Raw genomic sequence first — 13,948 nt, 5'->3', positions numbered from 1 at the left:
TCAGGCCTGATCCAAGGGGTTTCCCACCTCCTGGGCCTCCTCTGACCGTCGACTCCGGACTGCAGTCGCAGCCGGGAGACCGGGAACCGCTCTGCGCTCACTCGCGAGGAAGCAGAAATTGGCGCACAGCGGCGGTAACCCACACATCGAAGGGCACGACCGTGAACGCACGCGAAACACGAAACGACGGCGACGTGGTGACGTCGTACAAGAACGCGCAGACCCGCACCGTCACCGCCGACGGAGTGACCTTCGCCTACCGCGACCTCGGCCCCCGGACCGGCATGCCGGTCATCTTCATCACCCACCTCGCCGCGGTCCTGGACAACTGGGACCCGCGGGTCGTCGACGGCATCGCCGCCAAGCACCGGGTGATCACGTTCGACAACAGGGGCGTGGGCGCGTCCAGCGGCAAGACGCCGAAGACCATCGAGGAGATGGCCAAGGACGCCGTCACCTTCATCCGGGCGCTGGGGTTCGAGCAGGTGGACGTCCTCAGCTTCTCGATGGGCGCCATGATCGCCCAGGTGATCGCCCAGACCGATCCGCAGCTCATCCGCAGGCTGATCCTCGCGGGCACCGGTCCGGCCGGGGGCGAGGGCATCAAGAACGTCACCCGGATCTCCCACTACGACACCCTGCGGGCACTGCTCACCCTTCAGGACGTGAAGCAGTTCCTCTTCTTCACCCGCACCCCGAACGGGATTCGGGCCGGCAAGGAGTTCCTGGCCCGCCTGAAGGAGCGCACCAAGGACCGGGACAAGGCGATCCGCCCCACCTCCTACTTCTCCCAGCTCAAGGCCATCCACCGCTGGGGACTGGCACAGCCGCAGGATCTCTCCCGCATCCAGCAGCCCGTGCTCGTCGCCAACGGCGACGACGACCGCATGGTTCCGACGTCGAACTCGCACGACCTGGCCCGGCGACTGCCCAACGCCGAGCTGGTGATCTACCCCGACGGCGGCCACGGCGGCATCTTCCAGTACCACGAGCAGTTCGTGCCGACGGCGCTCGAGTTCTTCGGCCGGCCGTAGGGCCGCGGTGCGGTCTGCGTACGGGCCGAGGACGCCGACTCAGAGCCGTGACGCCCGGCGGGCGTCACGGCTCTCGGCACCTGTTCGACGTAACCGAAGCTGCTCGCTTCTCAGTCATACGGCGCCGAGACGGTTTTTGTGCGGACGGCGATGCGGAGACCGGCGTGGTCGATATCCCGTCTGCGCCGGTCCGCTACGGCGTATCGAATGAGTGGAGCGTCATGCGCCGTACGAGCGGAGGATCGCCGCATCGGTGTCGCTTCCGAGATCGCAGTTGTCCCGGCGACCGCCCGCTCACGCTGACGGCCGAAATCGCGGGTGCGCGGCACCGGCGTCCCGGCCCTTGCCAGGTGGTCAGCCAGCCGGTACCGACCGCTGTTGCGCGAAGGTGAGGGCGTTCTCGATTCCCTGCTCGAGGACCTCGTCGGAGAACTTCCGGTCGGAGAGCGCCCGGGACAGCTGCAACGTTCCCACCGCCATGGTGTAGAGCCCGATGGCCTGACCGCGGGCGGATTGCGGATCCTCGGGTGCCAGGCGGGCGGCGAGCTCGTCCAGGATGGCCCTGGCGCCGTCGGTGTAGACGTCCTTGGTCGCGTCACCGCAGCGGCCGATCTCGTCGAGCAGGGCCGCGGACGGGCAACCGTCACCGGGGTTGTCCCGGTGCTCGGGCGACAGATACCCGCGGATGAAATCCTCAACTCCCTCACGGCCGGGCCGGAGCGTGTCGTACTGCTTGACCTGCGCGCGCAACTGCTCGGCGACGACATTGGCGACGAGGTCGTCCTTGGACTCGAAGTGGGCGTAGAAGGCTCCGTTGGTGAGTCCGGCGTCGGACATCAGCGTGGAGATGCCGGAGCCGTCGATGCCGTCCTGCTTGAACCGGTGGCCGGCCCGCTCGATGATCCGCTGCCGCGTCACCTGCTTGTGCTCTTTGGCGTAGCGCGCCACAGGGTGTCTCCCTCAACTTTGCCGGGCATTGCCTCGTGATCCCATCCTAATCCATGGCCTGACGCACGTAATATTACGATCGACAGGTGATTGTGCGGTCAATCTGCCTCCCAGCGGACGGCAGGCCACGGGCTCGCATGGCGGCCTTGGCTGTTGCCCGGCGCGACCGCCCCTCCTTTGTTGGTGGCGGACATCCGGCAGACCTACGTCCCGGACTGTGAATCCGATGAGGCATCCGCCATGCGCATGGATAAATTACATTACGTACGTAATACTTTACTGGGTGGCGGGCGGCGCAGGAACGACCGGGACCGCCGTCGGCCGAGGACGTGCCGTTCGGCCTTGGCGCGCAGCTACTTACTCGTCGAGGAACTGGAGGGCGTGCTTGAGGAACCGCTCGGGGTACTGGAAGTGGGCTCCGTGTCCGGCGTCGGGGTAGATCAGCAGCTGGGCGTTGGGGATGTTCTGGGCGAGGTGCCAGGAGTTGATCGAGGCGATCATCACGTCGTTCTCGCCGTTGAGTACCAGCGTCGGCTGGGTGATCGCGTTCAGGTAGGCGTAGGGATTCTCGCCCGGCAGCGGCTCCGCATAGGCCATGGACGCTTCGAACTGCGCCTGCCCGACTGCGGGCGAGCTCGGCGGGTCCTGGTCGGCCCGCTGGCGGCGTCGCTCCCAGAAGGCCCGGCCCGCTTCGACCGCGGCTTGTGAGCGGCCGAAGAACAGGAAGAGGAAGTCCTCCAGGGTGGGGACCGGGTTCAGCGCCACCTCGGGCACCTTGGGGTCCATCGTCGGGTCCCCGCCGCGGAGGCCGGTGCCGAGCAGGAGGAGCTTGCGTACCAGCTGGGGGTGGCGCAGCGTGACCTCCTGTGCCTGGTAACCGCCGAGCGAGAAGCCGAGCAGATCGACCCGCTCCAGCCCCAGCGCCCGGATGACGGCGGCGATGTCGTCGGCCATGCCCTCGACCCGGTTGCGCGGCAGGCCGGATGACGAGGCGACACCGCGCCCGTCGAACAGGATGACCTCACGGCCTTCGGCCAGGCCGTCGGTGAGCAGGGGGTCCCAGTTGTCCATTCCCCCGCGGAAGTGCTGGACGAGGAAGATCGGGACGTCGGAGGGCTTGCCCCAGCGGCGGTAGGCGAACCGTTCACCGTCGACCTCGATGTACTGGGTCGGTGCGGTCACATGCGTGTCACTCATGACCTGAGCCTTTCTGGAGGGGGCGAGCAATACAATGACGGTCGTAATTTAAAAAGTCAACCTCATAGATGTCGATCGACATCTATGTATGCTTGACCGTCGAGCGTCGACCGTGGAAGGGAGCTGGACATGCGGGTCACCAGGGCCCAGGCGGAACAGAACCGTGCGCACATCGTCGCGACAGCTGCCAGGCTGTTCCGCGAGCGCGGCTATGACGCTGTCGGCGTGGCGGAACTGATGGCAGCCGCCGGGTTCACCCATGGCGGGTTCTACAAGCACTTCGGCTCCAAGGCCGACCTGATGGCCGAAGCGTCCGCGAGCGGGCTCTCGCAGATCGCGGCACGGACGGAAGGTCTGGGCCCCGCCGAGTTCGTCGAGCGCTATGTCTCCCGGGAGCATCGCGACGGGCGCAGTGACGGTGGCACCATCGCGGCCCTCAGCGGCGATGCCGCACGTCAGTCGGCGGATATCAAAACGGAGTTCGCGGCCGGGATCGAGAACCTGTTGACGGCCCTTCAGGCCCTGAGCGACACGCCAGGGGATGCGGACCAGCGCGTGGACCGCACCACGCTGATCGACATGCTCGCTCAGTCGGTCGGCGCGGTCATGCTGTCGCGGGCATGCCCGGACGGTTCTCCGCTGGCGGACGAAATCCTCGATGTCTGCCGCAAGGAAATTCTCGCCTCGCTGGCGCACGGCAGCGAGGACCAGCCGGCGGCACTGAGCCCAGAAGCCTGAGCTTGTCCTACGGTTCTAGCGCGGGCTCACGCCGGCCATTCGTAGGATCGGTGAAGCCCGAGGACTCCGGGTATGGCAGTCAGCTTGTCGCCGCGATGGCCAGCATCCGGTGCTGTCCCGTCTCTCAGCGCTCCTACCATCGCAAACGCAACGAAGGTAAAAGCCACATCCAGGCCGTCCTCGCTCTGGCCCGCCGACGCCTCAACGTTCTCTGGGCCATGATCCGCGACCAGACCTCCTACGAACCCCGCCCCTCGCTCGCGGCTACGGCTTGACGTCCGCTATTGGGAAGTCCTTTATGGTCGGCGGTTTCGTTGAGGCCGGCAGCGCACGCGGGCGGGCTTGACGGCCTGGGCTGTTCGAGAGCCGTCGGGGTCCGGGACGAAGTGGCAGTGGAACGTCGGCTGATCAATTGCGTACTGCCCTAGCTCGCCGATCCGGGTGTCGCTGGTCCAATGCGCGATCGAGCCGCAGGTCCCCGTTCTCGCAGGTCACGCCTCTGTATTGCGAGAACGAGCCATCAGATGGTGCGGCCGGCATCACGCGACACTACTGTCAGGCGGTCTCTTTCAGCTGCGGGGAGGAGTCCTCCACCCGCAACACATAGGCCGCAGCCCCGGCGTAGGAAGCCTCGACGACAAGAACGGCGATCAGCAGAGCATGGGGCCACCCATCCGCCACGATGCTGACCAGGCGCCCCACAGCCAGGCCGCTCATGAAGGTGAACAGCGTGATGAGCGAAGTCCTGGTGTAACGCGTGTTAAAGGCTCCCAGGCAGAACAAGATCGCCATGGCTACGAACAGTGACCCGGAACCGCTCCTGAAGATGTTCGCCTCCGATGGCGACTGGATGTCGACCCCGTAGACGTCGAGCAAGAGGTGGGGAGCCAAGAGATAGATCAACCCGATCACGGCGATCCCGAGGCCCGCGGAACCAAGAACCAGCTTTTTCAGACGCATCTTTCTGATACCTCCGGCTTGGCAGCTCATCGAAGAAGCTCCGGAATATGCGGCACGAACTGCTCGTGGTGCTCGTGGTGCTGGAAGACGCCGCCATGGCCGACATCGGGGTAGATCCGAAGTGAGGCGTTGGGCAGGCGATGCGCGAGGTCGGACGATGCTCGTGTTGGAAGCCTGCGGTCGTCCTCGCCGTACGCGACCAGAACGGGATGCCGGATCAAGGAGAAGTCCATCGGTGCTTGATTTCCCCAGCGAAGAGTCGCCTTGAGCTGGGCAGCGACCCTCTCGGTGAGGTGCCGGACACAGTCTCGAGGTTCGGACCCCGGCGGGCGGGGCGCGGCCCTCCGGCCGGGAGCCGGCGGCCGGGGCTGCCGTTGGGCGTGCCCGGCCGCCGCAGGGACCCTGGTGGGCCGCCGAGGATGGCACCGCCCCAGGCTGTCGCGGCGCCTACGGGCCCCCAGTGGGGCGCTACGGTCGGTCGTGGGCGCGGCCGGGGCCATCAGAGGGCTTCGCTGACCCGGCCGATGTACTCACCCAGCTGGTACTCGACGTCGAGGCCCCTTTCGGCAACCAGTGCGCCGAGTCCGACCGCACGCGCGGCGAATCCCGGCTGCGTCAGGGTGCCCGCGAACTCGCCGAAGGCGGCGACCAGGTGGGCGTCCGGCGGCAGTGTCGCCCGGTTGACCTGGGACTTCGCGGTCGCCAGTGCATGCCGGTCGAAGGAGGCGAGGCGGGCGACGGTCGCGTCGACGAAGGCGTCGAGTTCCGCGTCGGGCAGGGTCCGGGTAACCCATCCCCAGCGTTCGGCCAGGTCGGCGTCATAGTCGGCGCTGGTCAGGATGGCCTCCAGGGCGCGGTCGCGGCCGATGGAGCGCGGGAGCCGCTCGGCGCCGCCTCCGCCAGGGACGAGGCCGAGGCCGACCTCGGGCTGGCCGAAGAACGCCTTCTCGCGGCTGGCGTAGCGCAGGTCGCAGGCGAGGGCCAGCTCGTTGCCGGCGCCGCGGGTACGGCCTCGGATGGCCGCGATGCTGACGAACGGAGCCTTGCTCAGCCGCAGGACCATGTCGGTCCACAGCGGGTTGTCGTCCTCGTGCTCGGGCACGGGAAGGTCGGCGGCCGCGGCGGCGTCGAAGTGGTTGATGAAGAAGTCGGGAAGTTCGCTGGCGAAGACGACGACCTGGATGTCCGGGTCGTTCTCCAGCTCCGAGACGATCTTGTGCAGCGTCACGATGGACTCGGGAATCACCAGGTTCACGGGAGGATTCGAGAACGTGATCCTCGCGGTCCGCGGGGTCGTCCGCTCCAGGCGGATCGTGCCGGGCTGGCTCATGACGTGGTTTCCATTTCATAGGGGCTCGGGCTTGCATGACCGTGATCGCGTCCGGCGACCGCGGAGCTGTTGCGCCTGGTGGGGTGCGGGTTTCGCCGACTTGTCCGTCGGAGCGGCGTCGGCTGGGCCGGCCCCGCCTGCACCTGTGCGGCATGGTGTGGGCTCTGTTCGTTCGAGCTGATGGCGAGCCATCGCTCGTTTCCCATCATTTACCTTACGGTCATAATACAATAGGCCGGGAAACGCTCAGCAGGCAAGACCCGACACACGGGGCGAGCCACCGGCCAGCCGTTTTCGCCTGGATGGCCGACCGGCGAACCGAGCCGTCGAGACCGTCCGGCGGCGTACGAGAGCGGGAAAGGCCAGGCGGGCAGAAGAGCTCCTCGCTTTTGAGCGAGGCCGCCGCCGAGGTCTTAGCGGATGGAGGGGAGGGTGGCGGTGACGATCAGGTTGTCGAGCGCGGTGATGACTCCGGCCATCCCGGTCATGACCGCGGCCTCGACGGCACTGCCTCCCGAACCGGTTGCTTGTGATGCCGTGTCAGGACGCCCCCTTGGCGGACGCGCCTGGCGATTGGCCGGCGAGGGCGGGCCCTCCTCAGGGGAGCTGCGGGTAGAGCGCCGAGACACCCCCGGACAGTGCCGCCTGCGCCTGGCGGGCCGCGTTGTCGGCGAGGATCTCGTAGGCGCCGGCGGCGATGCCGTCCACGGCGATGCGCGCGATGTCGGCCGGGTCGGACTTGGCCGCGTCGACGGTTCGGACCATGTCGGTGTCCATGTAGCCGACGTGCAGACCGGCCACGCGGATGCCCTGGTCGGCCAGTTGCACGCGCAGGGTGTTGGTAAGTGACCACTCCGCGGATTTGGCGGCGCAGTAGGCGCCGAACTCCGGGAAGCTGACCCAGGACAGGCCGGACAGGACGTTCAGCATGGCCCCGCCACCGTTGGCCGCAATCTGGGGTGCGAAGGCGCGGGCCACCGTCAGGGTGCCGAGGTAGTGGGTGTTCATCTCCAGGCGGATGTCGTCCAGGTCGGCGGTGAGCAAGTCGGCGCCGGTGGAAGATCCCGCGTTGTTGACCAGGATGGTCACATCGCCGGTGGCCGCGACGGCGGCCGCGACGGAGGCGGGGTCGGTGATGTCGAGCGCGATCGGCTTGGCGCCGGGCAGGTCGACCTGGTCGGGGTTGCGGGCGCCGGCGTAGACGGTGGCCCCGCGGTTGAGCAGTTCGGCGGCGAGGGCCCGGCCGAAGCCCCGGTTCGCTCCGGTGACAAGGGCGGTGCTGGCGGAGAGGTCCATGAAGGTTCCCGATGAAGTGGAGAGGAGATGACCAGAGCGCTGATGGCGTGACCCGACGCGGCCCCGGTCCATTAAATTACGATCGTAAGAGTAAGCAGGTCGAGTCAGTGATCGCAACCGATCCGCCTGGTGAATGACGCTGAGCCGGGCCTCTTGCCGGAACACTGTCAAGGAACTGATCGATGCGGGCAAGGCCAAGCACTTCGGCCCGAGCGAGACCGGCCCGCAGACCATCCGCGGGGCGCAGGTGGTGCGGCCGGCCTCCGTCCTTCAGGCTGGCACTCCTGTTCGAGTGGGACGTCGAGCAGCTCTTCCCGGTCCTCGACGAACTGGGCGTCGGCTTCGTCGCCTACTCACCTCTCGGCCGCGGCTTCATCACCGGCACCGCCACACCCGCCGGCGAACGCGACGTAGCCGACATGCGCAATGTCGACCCCCGCCGGCAGCCCGGCAACGTCGAGAAGGACGTCCAAGCCGTGGGCAAGCTCGGCAACCTGGCCGCGACCAAGGGCATCACCGTCTCCCAGCCGGCCCGCCCGCGCCGTCGATGTCCCTCTGACCAGGGGCGACGACCTCGCCACGATCGACGAGATTCTGCACACGGCGGCTTCGGCGCCCGCTACTCCGAGGACCACGCGCCCGTCTGGATCTGAATCCGCGCCGGGACCCAAGCCGCCCTTCCTGACGGACACCGCCGGGACCTCACCCCGAGGGCACCGACAACCGGCTCGCGACGGACAACGGACAACGTAAAACCCTGTCGACAATGACGGCTCGTACGCTGCATCACGACCTTGGCCCCGCTGCCCGCCGTACCGATCGCCTCCGCCACGGCTTCCGCCACGTCGTCGTCGATGAGGCACGCCGGATCCTCACTCCGTACTGCGACCCGGAAATCAGCGAGTCCGGTCGCGCGCGGAGGCGCAGTGTGCAGGTGAAGCCGACGTCGTGGTCCGCCGGCCCGACCACCGCCTGCAGGATCGGGACGAGGTCACGTGGTCGCGGACCTGTGCGCCGCCTCAGGCCATGTCGGCCTCTGTCCACCGTCCCGGCCCCGGGCCGTAGGGAACATGTCCGATGAGGGGGATCGATCGCCTTGTCGACTCGTACCCGTACAGGCCGGTGAAGTGGGACGACCGCCTCCGGCGGACCCGCCCGACGTACGGGCCGTGTCCCACGGGTGTGACGAGGGGCCGAACACGGGGTTGTCGGCCTGGACGTCCTGGTGGCCCGCCGGCATGTTGCTCCTGCCCATGATGACGGCGCCCGCCGAACGCAGCCCTCTGACCGCCTCGGAGGCCTGGTCGGGTACGTAGTTCTTCAGATCCGTACGGCCGCAGACGGTGTGCATTCCTGTCGTCTCGAAGGCAGTGAACGGACGCATCTCCAGGCACGCCTGACCGGCGATTCCCGTCGCACGCCGCGTCAACTCTTTGCACCAGCAGGCGAGCAGCCTTCGCACGGGCCGCAGAAGGGACAGTTCGGTCGAGCCCGTAGGGCGAAGGGTTCCCCCGCGCACCGAGGCATTGCCGGCGCCGGTCGCCGTGGCGTGAGCCGCCCCCACTCGTGTGGCAAGGGCGCTCAGGGGCGCAGCCTGGGAGGCCCGTTGGCACGCAGTGACATGTCGCAACATCTGAGTAATTGTCAAATGTTGTGGACCTGGGCGAAGCTGTGCCAGCCTCGCCTGCGGTGCTCTCCGGGGGTTCCCAAGGTGTCACTCGGAGGGTGTCGAGGAGACCCGGTTGAAGAACCGTCCGGCCATGTCGGCCCCGATGATGGCGCCGTCGGCATCGCGGGTGAGGAAACCGCGCTGGCCGATCAGGCCGCCGCCGGTGACGATGTACTCGTCGCCGCTCCCGGGGAGCAGGCCGAGGCTGGCCGGCGGCAGGTCCGCTGGCAGTTCCCTGTCGGCCGCCGCGCGGATCTCCGGCTTGATCCGGCATTCGACCGTCATCGTGTCGCCGTCGGTGTCGATGATCAGCGTCATGAATTCGTTCTCGTAGTGCCCGGTGATCTCCTGGGCGCGCTGCGGGTCGTACGGGAGCGGGTCGGGGTCGCGCTCGACTACGCCGAGGTAGTGTTCGAGAGCCCAGCGGAGCACAGCCTGGTTGAACTCCAGGCCGTTGTCAGGCCCAGCGTTGGATGCCGCCACGACGGCGAAGTCCCGCTCCGGGACCAGCAGCAGGTTGGCGAACTGGCCGTTGGTCGATCCGCCGTGCCCGATGGTGCGCACGCCGTCCACGTCGCGCAGGAACCAGCCGAGGCCGATGGCGTCGCCGAGCGTGGAGCCGTGCAGCTCCACCGTCGGCTCCTGCATGCGCCGCGCCAGGTCACCGCCGCCGAGGTGGAACCGGGCCCAGCGCAACTGGTCGGAGACCGAGGACGCCAGGCCGCCGCCCGGGTTGTTGCCGCGCGTGTCCTTCCAAGTCCGGGCGACCTTGAGCGCCCCTTCGCTGAGGTTGTGGCCCACGGCGAACCGGCGGGTGATGGCCTGTCCGGCGGTGAAGACGCTGTCGGTCATGCCGGCCTGTTCCAGGACGAGTGAGGCGACAGCGGCCTCGTAGGTCTCGCCGGTGACGTTCTCGACGACCCGGCCGAGCAGGTTGTAGCCGAGCTGGCTGTAGGAGGCGCGGCCGCCGACTGGGCCGATCATCGCCACCTCGGCCATGTTGGTCACCTCGCGGGCCAGTGCGTCGTCTCCGTCTCCACTGTCGAAGACCATCCGGGTGTCCAGCCCGGCGGTGTGGTTGAGCAGGTTCAGGATGGTGATCTGCGCGGCCGCGTCCTCATCGGGGAGCCGGAGTTCGGGAACGTAGCGGCGCACTGGCGCCTCCAGTTCGACCCGCCCCTGTTCGACCAGGCACATGATCGCGGTCGCCGTGTACGTCTTGGTGACCGAGCCCAGCACGAAGAGTGTGTCCCGGTCGACGGCCAGCGGGTTGTCGATGCTCGTCACGCCGTGGCAGACGGTCAGCTCCCGTCCGTGCACCCGGACTCCCACCGCTGCACCCGGGATGCCGAGCTCCTTGGCCTTCTCCTCGACGAACTCCGCCAGCGCATCGTGTGACATCTCGATTCCCCCTCGATCGGTGTGGTTCACGCACGGCGCCAAACTGCCCATCGGGCGTCGCGGCGACTTGCACTGTGTTCAAGGGGAGGCTAGCGAACGACTTGAACACTGTGCAAGTGGTTTGTTGAACGGCGTGCAAGTCGAGGACTATCGTGAATCCATGCCCCGCAACACACTGACCCGCGAACAGATCCTCACTGCCGCCATCACCCTGCTGGACGCCGAAGGGCTGGAGGGCCTGAGCATGCGGGCACTGGGCCAGCGGCTGGGCTCGGCGGCCACCGCGGTCTACTGGCACGTGGGCAGCAAGGACAACCTCATCGCCCTCGCCGGCGACCAGCTGTGGCACGAAATCGCGCTGCCCGACCCTGACGGGGTCGGCTGGCGCACGGCGGCCACCATCATGGCCAGCGACCTGTACGCAATGCTCACCCGCCACCCGTGGCTGCTGCAGTCCTTCGGCTCCCTCCTCATGTTCGGCCCCGGCAAGGCCCGCCACGACGACCACCTCCTCGCCATCTACGAAGCCGCGGGATTCGCCGGCCCCGCAGCCGACCAGGCCGCGGCCGCCGTTTTCACCTTCGTCCTCGGCAACGCCCTCGGCCCAGCCGCGACAGCCTCACTCACCCGCAAACTGCGGCGCGAAGGCAGCGGTGACGCCGAACAGGCCATCGGCGAAGCCCAGGCCGAGGCTCGCGAGATCGCCGCACAATTCCCTCGGCTGCGCGCCCGCCTCGACACCCACAGCGCCGACTACGGCGCGGCGCCCGACAACACTTTCCAAATCGGCCTTCAGGCCATCCTCGATGGGCTGGAGGCGCTGCAACGCGGGCCTACTCGGTGACCATCACGCGATTTTCGAGCAAGGGGCGCTCGGCCCACGGGTTCAACGGCGAGGCCGAGGCGGAGGGCGGTGGCCCTGTGGCCCAGGCGCCGCAGCACAGCGGACTGGGCCATGGTCTGATCTGGATCGGTGAGGACCTTCTTGACCAGAGCCGTCTCCTCAGCCGCCGGCGACCTGCACGAACTCGCGAAGGTGGGCAACGAAACGCAGGTACTCAGCCGGCTCTTCCTGCGGGCGTCGTAGGGTCTCATGCGGCTTGGTCCTGACGCTCGATCAGGACGCCGTTCTCGAACCTCGCTCCCGCGCGGACGAGGGCGACGAGCTGGGCCCCGGTGATCGCGCGCCAGCGGGCCTGGGCGGACTCGGTGAGCTTGAACACCATGGCCAGGGCCGCTGCGGGGCTGCCAGCTCCGCGGGTGACCCGGGTCCTCAACTTGACGGTGCTGAAGGTGGATTCGATCGGGTTCGTCGTTCTGAGGTGGACCCAGTGTTCGGCGGGGAAGTCGTAGAACGCCAGGAGTTCATCGGTCTCGTCGGTGACCTTCCTCACCGCCTTGGGCCACTTCGCGCCGTAGGCGCGATCGAAGTCCTTGACGGCCTTCGGAGATCGACCTCGCTTGTGCCGGCGCCCAAGTGCGCGACGCACGCGACCTGGTCCCCATCCTCCACGCGACGGTAGGACCGCCGGAGCGCGACGGTGGCTTCAGCTACACCCTCGCACCACCACGAGCGAACGAACTCGGCGCCTTCCGCGTGGCGGTGTGGACTGAGGACGCGTCATGCCCGATAGATCACGATGTCGTTGCCGCAGTGGACGACGCCTTGAGCGCCCTGAAAGCGGCGGGCACGAAGGTTGAAGTACGGCCCACCAGCCTGCCCGTCGACATGACGACCAGTCATGCCCTGTTCCAGCGCCTGCTCTTCGGCGCCTTCACCTACGACCGGTCCGGACTGACAGCGGCCTCCAACGCCGCGACCCTCGCGCGTCTTGTCCAACACCCTCGTGGAGAGGTGCTGGACGCGGTGAGAGGAACCTTCCAGTCCCACTACAGCTGGCTGCAAGCGGACGTCGCACGCCATGAACTCCGGCACCGGTGGGCCGAGTTCTTCCGTGAGTTCGACGTCCTGCTCATGCCGGTGACTCCGACCACGGCGCCGCCTCATCACACCAAGCCGATCGACAGGTTCGGCCGGCGGATCCAGGTGGACGGGCATTCCCGTTCCTATTGGGATCAGGTCAAGTGGAGCGCCATCGCCAATGTGGCCGGCTCTCCGGCGACGACCATCCCCGTCCGAACGGGCCGTGACGGTCTGCCCGTCGGGCTGCAGGCGATGGGGCCGAGCGGCGGCGACCTCACCACCATCAAGTTCGCCGAGCTCCTGGGCCGGGAAGTCGAGGGCTACCAGCCCCCTCCGGCCTTCGCGTGACGATCAGCCCCCCGCATGGGTGAACGGCCACCGGTTCGGCCCGCACGGTTTCACTCGCCGTCGGGCACCATCGAGACCACGACCTTGCCGGCCTTGGTGCGGCCCTGCTCGACGTACGCCATCGCCTCGAGCGTCTGGTCGAAGGGGAAGGTGCTGTCGATGACCGGGCGGAGCTTCCCGCTGTCGTAGAGGGCGCCGAGTTTGCGCAGCTGGGAGCCGTTGGCCTGCATGAAGAGGAACTCGTAGCGCACGCCCAGCGCCCTGGCCCGCTTGCGGATCTTGCGGCTGAGGGTGTTCATGACCAGGCCCAGGACGGAGGGTGCGCCGAGCTGCTTGGCGAAACCGGCGTCGGGCGGGCCGACGACACTGATGGCCAGGCCGCCGGGCTTCAGTACGGTCAGTGACTTCTCGAGGTTCGCCCCGCCCAGGGAGTCCAGCACCAGGTCGTAGCCCGAGAGCACCTTGGAGAAGTCTTCCTTGGTGTAGTCGACGACGACGTCGGCGCCGAGGCTCCTGACCAACTCCTCGGACCTGGTGTTCGCGGTCGTCGCCACCGTGGCGCCGAGGTGCTTGGCGAGCTGGATGACCGTCGACCCGAGGCCGCCGGCTCCGGCGTGGACGAGCACTTTCTGCCCCGGCTTCACGTGCGCGCGCTCGACGAGGATCTGCCAGGCGGTCAGGGCCACCAGCGGCACCGCGGCCGCCTCCTCCAGGGAGAGTGAGGCCGGCTTGGGGGCGACATCGTCCGCGTCGATCGCGATGAACTCCGCGAAGCCCCCGACCCGCAGGTCGCGCGGGCGGGCGTAGACCTCGTCGCCGACCTTGAAGCCGTGTACGGCGGAGCCGACCTGTGTCACGACGCCGGCCACGTCGTGGCCGAGCACGAACGGGCGCTTGTACTTCAGGATCTGCTTGAACTCCCCGTTGCGGACCATCTTGTCCAGCGGGTTGATGCCGGCGGCGCTCACTCTGACCAGAACGTCGCGGGCTCCGACGGTGGGCTCGGGCACGTCGGCGGCGCGGGCGCCGTCCTTGCCGTACTTCTCGACGACGAATGCCTTCATGGCGGCCGCCTTTCTGCGTGGGTGTCTCGGTGGTCGGTG

Annotated in this window: 14 protein-coding genes and 2 pseudogenes; 6 read left to right on the top strand and 10 right to left on the bottom strand. The window is 67.9% G+C overall.

Going from position 1 to position 13,948, the window contains the following annotated elements:
• Nucleotides 1-161: 161 nt before the first annotated feature.
• Complete coding sequence (locus tag EDD90_RS45430) at nucleotides 162-1,034, top strand: alpha/beta fold hydrolase (protein WP_099940035.1); 873 nt, start codon at nucleotides 162-164, stop codon at nucleotides 1,032-1,034.
• A gap of 354 nt (nucleotides 1,035-1,388) precedes the next feature.
• On the opposite strand, the gene EDD90_RS45425 is transcribed toward EDD90_RS45430, so the two are convergent.
• Nucleotides 1,389-1,982: a TetR/AcrR family transcriptional regulator gene (locus tag EDD90_RS45425; protein WP_123978885.1), complete on the bottom strand. Its 594-nt coding sequence runs from the start codon at nucleotides 1,980-1,982 to the stop codon at nucleotides 1,389-1,391.
• Between the two features lie 357 nt (nucleotides 1,983-2,339).
• Complete coding sequence (locus EDD90_RS45420; RefSeq protein ID WP_123978884.1) at nucleotides 2,340-3,179, bottom strand: alpha/beta fold hydrolase; 840 nt, start codon at nucleotides 3,177-3,179, stop codon at nucleotides 2,340-2,342.
• A 129-nt stretch (nucleotides 3,180-3,308) separates the two neighbouring features.
• Here EDD90_RS45420 and EDD90_RS45415 point away from each other — a divergent pair, with 129 nt between their 5' ends.
• Together EDD90_RS45415 and EDD90_RS57940 are read left to right on the top strand one after the other, a co-directional pair.
• Entirely contained in the window at nucleotides 3,309-3,917 is a 609-nt protein-coding gene (locus tag EDD90_RS45415; protein WP_123978883.1) for a TetR/AcrR family transcriptional regulator, read from the top strand.
• An 86-nt stretch (nucleotides 3,918-4,003) separates the two neighbouring features.
• Nucleotides 4,004-4,192: pseudogene (locus tag EDD90_RS57940) on the top strand (IS110 family transposase); the annotation flags it as partial.
• A gap of 280 nt (nucleotides 4,193-4,472) precedes the next feature.
• Here the strand turns inward: EDD90_RS57940 and EDD90_RS45405 are convergent.
• The 4 genes from EDD90_RS45405 to EDD90_RS45390 form a co-directional block, all read right to left on the bottom strand.
• Nucleotides 4,473-4,877 carry a DUF4345 domain-containing protein gene (locus EDD90_RS45405; RefSeq protein WP_179851845.1) on the bottom strand — a complete coding sequence of 135 codons (405 nt, stop codon included), beginning with the start codon at nucleotides 4,875-4,877 and terminating at the stop codon, nucleotides 4,473-4,475.
• Between the two features lie 26 nt (nucleotides 4,878-4,903).
• Nucleotides 4,904-5,110 (bottom strand): alpha/beta fold hydrolase, encoded by a 207-nt coding sequence (locus tag EDD90_RS45400; protein ID WP_185149450.1) that lies wholly within the window; start codon nucleotides 5,108-5,110, stop codon nucleotides 4,904-4,906.
• Between the two features lie 266 nt (nucleotides 5,111-5,376).
• The gene (locus tag EDD90_RS45395) at nucleotides 5,377-6,207 is read right to left on the bottom strand and encodes an enoyl-CoA hydratase/isomerase family protein (protein ID WP_123978881.1); all 831 of its coding nucleotides are present in this window, start codon (nucleotides 6,205-6,207) and stop codon (nucleotides 5,377-5,379) included.
• Between the two features lie 597 nt (nucleotides 6,208-6,804).
• The gene (locus EDD90_RS45390) at nucleotides 6,805-7,503 is read right to left on the bottom strand and encodes an SDR family oxidoreductase (protein WP_123978880.1); all 699 of its coding nucleotides are present in this window, start codon (nucleotides 7,501-7,503) and stop codon (nucleotides 6,805-6,807) included.
• 182 nt (nucleotides 7,504-7,685) lie between these two features.
• Here EDD90_RS45390 and EDD90_RS45385 point away from each other — a divergent pair, with 182 nt between their 5' ends.
• Nucleotides 7,686-8,156: an aldo/keto reductase gene (locus EDD90_RS45385; protein WP_260328508.1), complete on the top strand. Its 471-nt coding sequence runs from the start codon at nucleotides 7,686-7,688 to the stop codon at nucleotides 8,154-8,156.
• 338 nt (nucleotides 8,157-8,494) lie between these two features.
• Here the strand turns inward: EDD90_RS45385 and EDD90_RS59210 are convergent, their stop codons facing one another.
• Complete coding sequence (locus tag EDD90_RS59210) at nucleotides 8,495-8,887, bottom strand: amidase family protein (RefSeq protein WP_221305152.1); 393 nt, start codon at nucleotides 8,885-8,887, stop codon at nucleotides 8,495-8,497.
• A gap of 330 nt (nucleotides 8,888-9,217) precedes the next feature.
• Entirely contained in the window at nucleotides 9,218-10,573 is a 1,356-nt protein-coding gene (locus EDD90_RS45375; RefSeq protein ID WP_123978879.1) for a serine hydrolase, read from the bottom strand.
• 160 nt (nucleotides 10,574-10,733) lie between these two features.
• Here EDD90_RS45375 and EDD90_RS45370 point away from each other — a divergent pair, with 160 nt between their 5' ends.
• Nucleotides 10,734-11,417, top strand: coding sequence for a TetR/AcrR family transcriptional regulator (locus EDD90_RS45370; protein WP_123978878.1), 684 nt, complete (start codon nucleotides 10,734-10,736; stop codon nucleotides 11,415-11,417).
• Nucleotides 11,418-11,664: 247 nt separating this feature from the next.
• Here the strand turns inward: EDD90_RS45370 and EDD90_RS45365 are convergent.
• A pseudogene (locus EDD90_RS45365) lies at nucleotides 11,665-12,015 on the bottom strand (transposase); the annotation flags it as partial.
• Nucleotides 12,016-12,050: 35 nt separating this feature from the next.
• Between EDD90_RS45365 and EDD90_RS45360 the strand changes: the two are divergent.
• On the top strand, nucleotides 12,051-12,845 hold the full coding sequence (locus tag EDD90_RS45360) for an amidase family protein (RefSeq protein ID WP_221305151.1): 795 nt from the start codon (nucleotides 12,051-12,053) through the stop codon (nucleotides 12,843-12,845).
• Between the two features lie 50 nt (nucleotides 12,846-12,895).
• Here the strand turns inward: EDD90_RS45360 and EDD90_RS45355 are convergent, their stop codons facing one another.
• On the bottom strand, nucleotides 12,896-13,909 hold the full coding sequence (locus tag EDD90_RS45355; RefSeq protein WP_097256921.1) for an NADP-dependent oxidoreductase: 1,014 nt from the start codon (nucleotides 13,907-13,909) through the stop codon (nucleotides 12,896-12,898).
• Between the last annotated feature and the right edge of the window lie 39 nt (nucleotides 13,910-13,948).

Origin of the sequence: Streptomyces sp. Ag109_O5-1 (assembly GCF_003814875.1) — a bacterium.
GTDB classification, from domain to species: Bacteria; Actinomycetota; Actinomycetes; order Streptomycetales; family Streptomycetaceae; genus Streptomyces; species Streptomyces sasae.
Note: the sequence above shows the minus strand (reverse complement) of the source record. Positions and strands in the feature narration are given on the sequence as shown.

Excerpts from the sequence above, each read along its gene's own strand:
- EDD90_RS45385 (WP_260328508.1), top strand. The coding sequence starts at position 7,686 with ATGCGGGCAAGGCCAAGCACTTCGGCCCGAGCGAGACCGGCCCGCAGA.
- EDD90_RS45400 (WP_185149450.1), bottom strand. The coding sequence starts at position 5,110 with ATGGACTTCTCCTTGATCCGGCATCCCGTTCTGGTCGCGTACGGCGAG.
- EDD90_RS45395 (WP_123978881.1), bottom strand. The coding sequence starts at position 6,207 with ATGAGCCAGCCCGGCACGATCCGCCTGGAGCGGACGACCCCGCGGACC.
- EDD90_RS45375 (WP_123978879.1), bottom strand. The coding sequence starts at position 10,573 with ATGTCACACGATGCGCTGGCGGAGTTCGTCGAGGAGAAGGCCAAGGAG.
- EDD90_RS45370 (WP_123978878.1), top strand. The coding sequence starts at position 10,734 with ATGCCCCGCAACACACTGACCCGCGAACAGATCCTCACTGCCGCCATC.
- EDD90_RS59210 (WP_221305152.1), bottom strand. The coding sequence starts at position 8,887 with ATGCGTCCGTTCACTGCCTTCGAGACGACAGGAATGCACACCGTCTGC.
- EDD90_RS45420 (WP_123978884.1), bottom strand. The coding sequence starts at position 3,179 with ATGAGTGACACGCATGTGACCGCACCGACCCAGTACATCGAGGTCGAC.
- EDD90_RS45405 (WP_179851845.1), bottom strand. The coding sequence starts at position 4,877 with ATGCGTCTGAAAAAGCTGGTTCTTGGTTCCGCGGGCCTCGGGATCGCC.
- EDD90_RS45415 (WP_123978883.1), top strand. The coding sequence starts at position 3,309 with ATGCGGGTCACCAGGGCCCAGGCGGAACAGAACCGTGCGCACATCGTC.
- EDD90_RS45355 (WP_097256921.1), bottom strand. The coding sequence starts at position 13,909 with ATGAAGGCATTCGTCGTCGAGAAGTACGGCAAGGACGGCGCCCGCGCC.
- EDD90_RS45390 (WP_123978880.1), bottom strand. The coding sequence starts at position 7,503 with ATGGACCTCTCCGCCAGCACCGCCCTTGTCACCGGAGCGAACCGGGGC.